This is a genomic window from Thermoplasmata archaeon (genome assembly GCA_038729465.1).
Lineage (GTDB): Archaea > Thermoplasmatota > Thermoplasmata > Thermoplasmatales > ARK-15 > JAVRLB01.
The window spans coordinates 1-8,957 of the sequence record JAVYRZ010000035.1 but is presented as its reverse complement, the minus strand read 5'-3'; the positions used below and the strand labels follow the sequence as shown (position 1 = coordinate 8,957).

Genomic DNA, 8,957 nt, shown 5'->3' with positions numbered 1-8,957 from the left:
GTTAGGAGAAGATAGCATGAAGGGATAAATTATTCTATAATGGGGTCTGAAAAAGGTATTTGACCGCGATAACATATGACGATTTTATCGTGAGAGTCGGATATGTGGTCGATCTTTCTCTTGGCTCTCGAGATCGTCTATGAGGTTGACCACTTCTTCGTCTCGACACAGTACCTTGAAACAAAGGTGAATAGAAGATTGTCGAGACCTCCAGCTCTATAATCTTTCATAAATCACTTAATGGGTGGTGAAATGATAATTGAATTGTATCTACATATGGATTTGGTATACGTGACAAGAATGGAGTAAGATGAAAAAAATAGAAAAGTATGAAATAGAGAACAATGAAGAATCCTGGTACAAGTTTGTTGGAAAATATCTGCTTGAAATGCCAGAAATAGCACTTGAATCATCAACACCATCTAAATATATAACAAGATTGCTAAGAGATACAGGATTTTCAGTGCACATAGCAGATCCAAAAAAAAGCTAGCTTTTATATACAGATCAGCAAAAAAAGAATGATAGAGAAGATTCAGAAAAGCTTGCAAAACTGTTAAAATTAAATGAATTTTCAGAGGCATATTTACCAAAAACCCATGTCAGAAATAAACCGTTAGATTACATTTATATAGTGTTACAGATAAAAAGTCTCAGAAAATGGCTGAATTCTAAAATATAAAAATGTAGGAGGTACATACTTTTAAATAAAATCTATTACCAATGCTTTCTAATACGTACGAATTTAATGTTAAATAACAATTGATTCAACGATTTATTTCTGCCATCGATCGAGGTGAAAAATATATATAAATATAAGACATACCCATCTAAGGTGATAACATTATGAAAAATGTATTGATAATGGGTGCAGCAGGAAGAGATTTCCATAATTTCAACGTTTTCTATAGAGATAATGTGGATTATAAAGTTGTAGCATTCACGGCTACTCAGATCCCTAACATAGAAAACAGAGCATATCCAAAAGAACTTGCTGGTAAATTGTATCCTGAAGGAATACCCATATACCCGGAAGCCGAGCTGGTAGACTTAATTAAAAAATTAAAAGTTGATGAAGTAGTATTTGCATACAGTGATGTGAGTCATGAGTATGTAATGCATAAAGCCTCAATTGTAAATGCTGCCGGTGCAGATTTTAGATTGATGGGCAGTGCTAAAACCATGCTTAAGAGCACTAAACCGGTCGTAGCGATCTGTGCTGTAAGAACCGGCTCAGGCAAGAGCCAGACGACCAGGAAGGTTGCCCAGATTTTAAAAGATAAAGGATTGAAGGTAGCTGTAATCAGGCATCCAATGCCATACGGTAACCTTGTAAAGCAGAAAGTGCAGAGATTCAGCAGCATTGAAGATCTTGTAAAACAAGAATGCACGATAGAAGAAAGAGAAGAGTACGAGCCACATATTGTGATGGGGACCATAGTATATGCGGGTGTGGACTATGAAGCAATATTGAGAGCTGCTGAAAAAGAAGCGGATGTTATTATATGGGATGGCGGAAATAACGATATACCATTTTACAAGCCCAATTTACACATTGTTGTTGCAGATCCTCACAGAGCCGGCCACGAAATGACTTATCATCCTGGTGAAACAAACATGAGAATGGCGGATGTTATTATTATTAATAAAGAAGAAACTGCAAATCCAGACAATATTGAAATTATCAGAAAAAACATAAACTTACTTAATCCTAAAGCGATAGTAATAGATGCAGCTTCTCCGTTCTTCATCGATGATCCCACTGTAATCAGAGACAAAAAAGTGCTGGCTATCGAAGATGGCCCAACATTAACCCATGGTGGCATGGCTTATGGTGCAGCAGTGCTTGCATCTATAAAATACGGTGCGAAAGAGCTTGTTGATGCAAAACAGTATGCAGTAGGTTCCATAAAACAAACTTACGAGAAATATACACAAATTCACAATTATCTGCCGGCTATGGGATATGGAGATCAGCAGATAAAGGAACTGGAGCAAACTATTAACAACACTCCTGTAGATTTAGTGGTATCAGGCACACCGATCGATCTAACTAGAGTAATAAAAATAAACAAGCCAATTGTCAGAGTAAGATACGAATTGCAGGAGATAGGCACACCAACATTGACTCAGGTTTTGGATAAAATTACCAAAACCCTTTCATGATTTTTTTAACTCCCGAATATGCCTCTATTCTTAGCGCATTAGTTGTTATTTATTATGGTATAGTAGTTGAACATAAAAGAGTAACATGGAGCAGCGTTTTTTTTAATACACTGAGTTTCATAATTTTACTGAGCTCTATAAACCTGCCAATACTAGTTTTTTTAGTGCTCTTATTATACACACTTATTGGATACATGACCATAAAGGTAAAGTGGAAAAGAGCATACGCATTGTTTGGCTGTAAAACATATGGATCATTGATGCTTGTATTAGTTCTTGGCTCTTACAAGTTGTTTTTTGGAATCTATACAGTAGAGTCGGTACTGATATCGTGGTTCATCGTGGCAGTTATAGTCAACATAGTTGGCTACTTCTTTAAGTGATAATTGCTCACCACTGTACCGTAAAACTGCCTGTTTTCAATGCAGTTTTTAAAATTGTCCAGGTTTTTTCCGTTGATCACATCAATCTCTATATTACTTCGCTCTGCCAATTTTATCGATAACAGATCTAAAACCACATTTGGACCCGCATTAATCATTTCTGAAACGGTCAAAGAAACCGCATCTTTATAATCAATATTTTTTAATAACATTGCGTTTTTGTCCTTTTTTGGATCGACATCGTATATTCCATCCACTGCAGTTGCATTTATAACTCTTTTACAATTTAAGCGTTCGGCCAGAAGTACGGATACAGTATCTGTAGTATGTCCTGGTTCAGTGCCGCCCATCACTATTACTGAATAATTATCCACATTTTCAGCAGCCTCGTCAACGGTCGCAGGAATATTTGGATATGCCAGATCCCTCAAATATGTTAAAAGTATGGATGCGTTCAGCCTCGTGGCAAATATGCCAATCTTATCCAGCATGTACTCATTTTCGCCTCTCGATCGAGCAGCCTTAATATATACTCTGGCTGTTTTTCCACCTCCAACAACAATGTAGAATCTCTTGTTTTTGTACGTTCTTAAAAGCGCAGTGAATTGTTCAATATAGTCAGTATCTACACTATCTGGTACAACCACCGAACCACCAAGTGAAATCACGATTGTCTCTATACTTTTCATATTATTATTATACATCACCTCATAAATTATATATCTTTCTATTTTCGATGTTGATAAAATCACTCTGAGAAATTATTAAATATCGAAAATGCTATTGATTGCTGAATGAATATAATAGGAGTTACGCTTATTGTATTAGTTACAATTGGATTTTCTGTCGCAGTATTGTTTTCTAAAGTGTCACTAAAAGAAATGAGACCTGAGCGATTTACGATGTACTATATATTTGGTGCCGTTGTCGTAATGACTATTGAAGTCATTGCTATTCGCCCTAAGATAGGAATTGGATATCTATGGAACCAAGATCTCATAATAATATTGATTTCATCGATTTTTGGAGCAGTAGCATATTTCTTTGGATACATAGGGCTTAAAGGTACCTTTGCTGGCATTTCAAGTACCATTTTTAATTTGCAAGGACTGCTTATCACATTTATAGGTGCGATCGCGTATCGTATTTTTCCTGGATATAATATATTATTTGGGCTTTTAGTATCATTGTTTGGATTATATTTGATAGGAATTAAAGGATTGAACAAAACCAAAATAAAAGTGGATAAATCTTTTATTTTTCTTACTCTTTCTCCCGTGCTCTGGGCTCTTGAATGGGTATGTTTTTCGTTTGTATCTTCCACTTCTCCAATATTTTATACTTATCTTTTATACTCTTTTATTTTTTTACTATTATTTATTGTAAATGTAGCATTTGTAAAAAAATCCAGTGCTGAACATAGAAATATGAAAATGCTTGCGATTTATGGAGGGTTCTTTTCTGGTCTTGGAAATGCTGCTTACGGAATATTTATATCTGAATATGGTACAGCTTTAACTGGCGTAATAACTATCTTATCAGTTCCCGTATCAGTAATTCTGGCAATAATAATTCTGAGAGAGAGATATACAAAAATAGAGCTTGTCGGCATTGTAGCTGTATTTATAGGTCTTATGATTGCGCTAGTTCATTATTGACATTACTAATATTGTTTCAGCTTAAAAACAACATTGTAAGATAAGTAGATTGAACAGTTTCATAAGAGAATAAATCTAGTAATTGAAAAATAACAAATAGAGGAGAGGAGTGTTATGGACATTGCAAAAAATTTATTATTCTCTAGACTGAGTGTGTTGTTTTTACTAGAAAAATATAACGATTTAAATTTGTTAGTTTTGTATATTATATTTAAAAGAATAAAACAAATCGGAAAGATGTATATAGAAACGTTGTTGCCAAACATAATGGATTTACAAAATGGTAGTAGTAAAACAGAATTTTTTGGACCTTGGCACTTTAATCTCTAACTCTCTATCTGCTTGAAATGCTGGTTAGTATAACAACTGTTTTATCGATACATTCATAATAATTATCGAAATTTAACAATGCCCGATAACAATAAATAATAAATAGTTATCTCGCTTATGTAATATAAAAACGGAGAATAAATAGATGCCAGATAACATTAAAAGCTATGAATTTAAAAAAGCACTAGAGTCGTTGATGAGCTTTGAAGGAAGAGGTACAGAACTGATATCGTTATATGTACCTCCCAACAAACCGATATTTGACGTTATATCATATCTAAGAGATGAATATTCAACATCATCAAATATAAAGAGCAAGGGAACTAGAAAAAATGTTACTAGCGCTATAGAGTCTATGATGAGCAGGCTTAAAATGTACAAAGTTCCACCACCTACAGGATTGGCAATGTTTATAGGAAGTATACCTACCAAAGGAGACCAGACAGAGATGGTCACTTTCATCATTGAGCCACCAGAACCAATTTCATCTATGATCTATAGATGCGATTCAAAGTTTTATCTAGATCCTCTAACAGCAATGTTGGGAGAGAAAGATGTGTATGGACTGATAGTAATAGATAGAAGCGAGGCTACTATCGGGTACTTGAGAGGCACCAAAATAGAGGTAGTGAAAAATATACAGTCGCAGGTTCCGAGCAAACATCATCAGGGAGGTCAGTCTTCACGAAGGTTTGAAAGATTGATAGAAATTGCAGCACATGAATTTTTTGTAAAAGTTGGAGAGACGGCCAGCAACGCTTTTTTAACACAAAAAAATCTAAAAGGCATATTTATCGGAGGTCCAGGTGCTACAAAAGAGTTTTTTGCAGAAAAAGAGTTTATGCATTATGAGCTTCAAAAAAAGATTTTGGAACTATTCGATACTGGATACACAGATGAATATGGTTTAAAAGAGCTTGTTGAAAAAGCAGCAGATGCGATAGACAATCTAGAAATAGCACACGAAAAAAAGATTATAGATCGTTTTATGGGAGAAATTAAAAAAAGCACTGATAGCCACGCTACTTACGGGGAGAAAGAGGTTCGTGCAGCATTGGTTGCATCTAAAGTTGATACATTGATCCTGTCTGAAGGGTTAAGAAAGAACAAGGTAGTATGGCAGTGTCCAAATTGCCATAAAGAAATAACAGAAACTGTTAGTGTAATTAAAGAAAAGATTTGCCCAGACTGCAATGTACCGATGGTTGTTAAAGAACAGCATGATATAGTTGAAGAACTTTATGAACTTGCTGAAAGCACAAACGCTAAAATAGAGTTTATAAGCACTGACAGTGAAGAAGGTAAAATATTTCAAAATGCATTTGGCGGAATCGGAGCAATCTTAAGATATTAAAAAATAAAAAAAATGTTATTTAGTTTCTTTTAGTTCTAATACTACCACGTCTTTTACAGATTTCATGCTTTTGAATGGCAGTATTAATCTGCCTTGATGATCTTTTTCATATCCTCTTGCTTCAAGATCCTCAGATGGTACCACCAATAAATGTTGTATTTGCCCTGTATCTGTATCAACTACAAAATTGTCTATTGTTCCGAGTATTATTCCATCATTTGTCATTACTGTTTTGCTTCTTAATTCAGTCACAAACTTTTTCATAGTTTTGTCCTCCATTTACCTAAAATATTGCAATTCTTCTTTTTTATTTGTCTCTACGTTTTTTGATATCAAATCACCAATCGCATTGTAGTATTTTATACTTTCCTCATTCAGAGACGGTTTTATTATCTGCATCGCACTCTCAAAATCCTGCGCTGTTACTTTAGCTCGATTCTCTCGGATAGCTATCATTCCTGCCTCTCTACATAAGTTTTCTATATCTGATCCCACATAATTCTCTAATCTGCTAGCTAGATCTGGCAAATTCAGGCCTTTGTCGAGTGGCATCTTTCTAGTGTGTATCTCCAAGATCTTAAGCCGAGCCTCTTTATTGGGTGGAGATACATAAATCAAACGATCAAATCTTCCAGCACGTAAAAGTGCGGGATCTATGATCTCGGGCCTGTTTGATGCAGCAATGATTACTACTCCCTCTATATTCTCTATTCCGTCCATAGACGTAAGTAACTGATTTACCATTCTCTCAGTTACGCCTGAATCTGAAAACATACCTCTTCTGGGTGCAATAGAATCTATTTCATCTAAGAATATTATGGCCGGTGATGCTTGCTTAGCTTTTTTAAAGATCTCACGTATCGCCTTTTCTGATTCTCCAACCCATTTACTAAGCACTTCGGGTCCTTTTATGGTTATAAAGTTCATCTCGCTCTCTGTCGCTACTGCCTTTGCTAATAACGTTTTACCGGTTCCTGGTGGGCCATACAACAATATGCCTTTGGTAGGCCTGATTCCCATTAGTTTGAATTTTTGAGGCTCTTTGATGGGCATCTCAACCGCTTCTTTCAACGCTTGTTTTGCATCTTCAAGATCTCCAATTTCGCTCCATTTTACATTTGGAACCTCTAATAAAACAGATCGCAATATGCTGGGTTCTACCTCTTTCAATGCCTCTTTAAAATCATCTTTTTCTACTGTCATTTTCTGCAAGATATCTATGGGTATCGGCTTGTCTAAATCTATGCTTGGTAAGTATCTTCTCAACGCTTTCATAGCACTTTCTCTAGCCAGCGACGCAAGATCCGCTCCTACAAAACCATGCGTGATCGAGGCCATCTCCTCTAAAAACTTATCTTTTTCAGACTCATCTTTTAAATTTAAAGGCATAAGTCTAGTATGAATTTGCAAAATCTCCTTTCTTCCATCTTTCGTCGGTATTCCAATCTCTATCTCTCTATCAAACCTGCCAGGTCTTCTTAATGCAGGATCAACGTTGTCGACCAGATTTGTGGCACCAATAACAATCACATGCTCTCTCTCTTTTAATCCATCCATAAGAGTCAAAAGCTGAGCTACAACTCTTCTTTCTACCTCTCCCTGCACTTCTGCACGTTTTGGTGCTATTGAGTCTATCTCATCTATGAATATTATGGACGGTGCGTTTTTCTGAGCATCATTAAATATGTTCCTCAGCGTTTCTTCACTTTGCCCATAATACTTGCTCATTATCTCCGGACCATTTATTAAGAAAAATGATGCATTTGACTCATTTGCCACAGCTTTAGCTATCAAAGTTTTACCTGTACCCGGTGGACCATGCAATAATACACCTTTTGGTGGTGTAATACCCAGTCTCTCGAATAATTCTGGATGTTTTAGTGGAAGCTCTATCATCTCTCTTACTTTTCTGATCTCTTCAGTCAGCCCTCCAATATCTTCATAAGTTACACCTGTAACCTTCTCAGATATCTCTTCAACAGACTCTTCTTTAAGCTCTACTTTTGTAAGTTCATCTACGATCAATATCCCTTTCGGGTTTGTTTTTATCACTTTGAATTTCGGGCCTGTTCTTCCCATCAAAGTAATTCCTGGTATTAACAATACATCTCCTTCTACAATAGGCCTTCTCTCTAACATTCTTGCTACAAACTCTTCTATTCCCTCTCCAAACCTCAACTTTTGGCCTTTTTCAATGATTGGAGAAAATACAACAAGCTTGGCTGGAACAGCATTAGCTTTTGCAACTAACACTTTTTCTCCCAACGTAACGCCTGCATTTCTCCTGATATCACCTTCTATCCGTATTATCTTTTTTCCTTCATCTTCACTAGAGCTTCTGTAGACCAATGACGCAGTAGTTTTTTTGCTTGTCAACCCTGTAATTGATATGATATCACCAATGGAAAGATCTAATTTTTCACGAATGCTTTGATTGATTCTCGCTCTTCCTAAGCCTACATCTGTACTTGGAGCTTCACCAACGGTTAAGATCATTGAATTTTCATTGTCCATAATTTACCACCTTTTTTGATAGACAATAATAAAATTAGTTTAAAAATATTTCTATTTTTTTAGAATTGCAAAGCAATACAGTCTGTTCAATTATGCATAATAATATATTTTATAACAGTGCAGGTGTCGGGATTTGGACCCGAGTCGAAAGCTTGGAAGGCTTTAGTGCTACCATGCTACACCACACCTGCAAACTTTTTAAGAGAAATCATATAAGATATTTTAAAGTTTTGATTGATAATTCGCAGTAAGATAAAAAAATATTAAATATAAATTAGTATTTATCATTTTAAGAAAAAAATTTTGGGGTTGTAGCTTAGCATGGTTGGAGCGTCCGGCTGATAACCGGAAGGTCGGCGGTTCAAATCCGCTCAGCCCCACTTGGTACAGGGAGATATAGATAAGCCTGAAAATTTTGCATCCCTATTTAAAGTGACATCTTTTCGAGAATATAATAATTAGTCTATGTTACTATTTTTCCGGTAGTGAGACAAAATTAAAATTGTGTTTCCAATATATAATATTTTTTTCGGGTTCATTTTACTATATTTT

The 8,957-nt window shown here is 35.6% G+C and carries 8 protein-coding genes and 2 tRNA genes; 6 read left to right on the top strand and 4 right to left on the bottom strand.

Annotated elements, in window-relative coordinates:
- Positions 1-310 precede the first annotated feature (310 nt).
- The 3 genes from QXQ25_06790 to QXQ25_06780 all read left to right on the top strand — a co-directional run bounded on the left by QXQ25_06790 (position 311) and on the right by QXQ25_06780 (position 2,549).
- The gene (locus QXQ25_06790) at positions 311-493 is read left to right on the top strand and encodes a hypothetical protein (protein MEM0161405.1); all 183 of its coding nucleotides are present in this window, start codon (positions 311-313) and stop codon (positions 491-493) included.
- Positions 494-846: 353 nt separating this feature from the next.
- Positions 847-2,166, top strand: coding sequence for a cyclic 2,3-diphosphoglycerate synthase (locus QXQ25_06785; protein MEM0161404.1), 1,320 nt, complete (start codon positions 847-849; stop codon positions 2,164-2,166).
- The gene (locus QXQ25_06780; protein MEM0161403.1) at positions 2,163-2,549 is read left to right on the top strand and encodes a hypothetical protein; all 387 of its coding nucleotides are present in this window, start codon (positions 2,163-2,165) and stop codon (positions 2,547-2,549) included. The genes QXQ25_06785 and QXQ25_06780 overlap by 4 nt, the downstream gene beginning before the upstream one ends.
- Here the strand turns inward: QXQ25_06780 and pyrH are convergent.
- Positions 2,534-3,253, bottom strand: a complete 720-nt coding sequence (pyrH, locus tag QXQ25_06775) for a UMP kinase (GenBank protein MEM0161402.1) — start codon at positions 3,251-3,253, stop codon at positions 2,534-2,536. The two genes, QXQ25_06780 and pyrH, sit on opposite strands and share 16 nt — an antisense overlap.
- A 90-nt stretch (positions 3,254-3,343) precedes the next feature.
- Here pyrH and QXQ25_06770 point away from each other — a divergent pair, with 90 nt between their 5' ends.
- Positions 3,344-4,207, top strand: coding sequence for a DMT family transporter (locus tag QXQ25_06770; GenBank protein MEM0161401.1), 864 nt, complete (start codon positions 3,344-3,346; stop codon positions 4,205-4,207).
- A 475-nt stretch (positions 4,208-4,682) separates the two neighbouring features.
- Entirely contained in the window at positions 4,683-5,891 is a 1,209-nt protein-coding gene (prf1, locus tag QXQ25_06765) for a peptide chain release factor aRF-1 (protein MEM0161400.1), read from the top strand.
- A 15-nt stretch (positions 5,892-5,906) separates the two neighbouring features.
- Here the strand turns inward: prf1 and QXQ25_06760 are convergent, their stop codons facing one another.
- The 3 genes from QXQ25_06760 to QXQ25_06750 all read right to left on the bottom strand — a co-directional run bounded on the left by QXQ25_06760 (position 5,907) and on the right by QXQ25_06750 (position 8,596).
- Positions 5,907-6,155: a PRC-barrel domain-containing protein gene (locus QXQ25_06760; protein ID MEM0161399.1), complete on the bottom strand. Its 249-nt coding sequence runs from the start codon at positions 6,153-6,155 to the stop codon at positions 5,907-5,909.
- 15 nt (positions 6,156-6,170) lie between these two features.
- Positions 6,171-8,405, bottom strand: a complete 2,235-nt coding sequence (locus QXQ25_06755; GenBank protein ID MEM0161398.1) for a CDC48 family AAA ATPase — start codon at positions 8,403-8,405, stop codon at positions 6,171-6,173.
- 118 nt (positions 8,406-8,523) lie between these two features.
- A tRNA-Gly gene (locus QXQ25_06750) sits at positions 8,524-8,596 on the bottom strand.
- Between the two features lie 114 nt (positions 8,597-8,710).
- Here QXQ25_06750 and QXQ25_06745 point away from each other — a divergent pair.
- Positions 8,711-8,785 (top strand) — tRNA-Ile (locus QXQ25_06745).
- Positions 8,786-8,957: the final 172 nt, after the last annotated feature.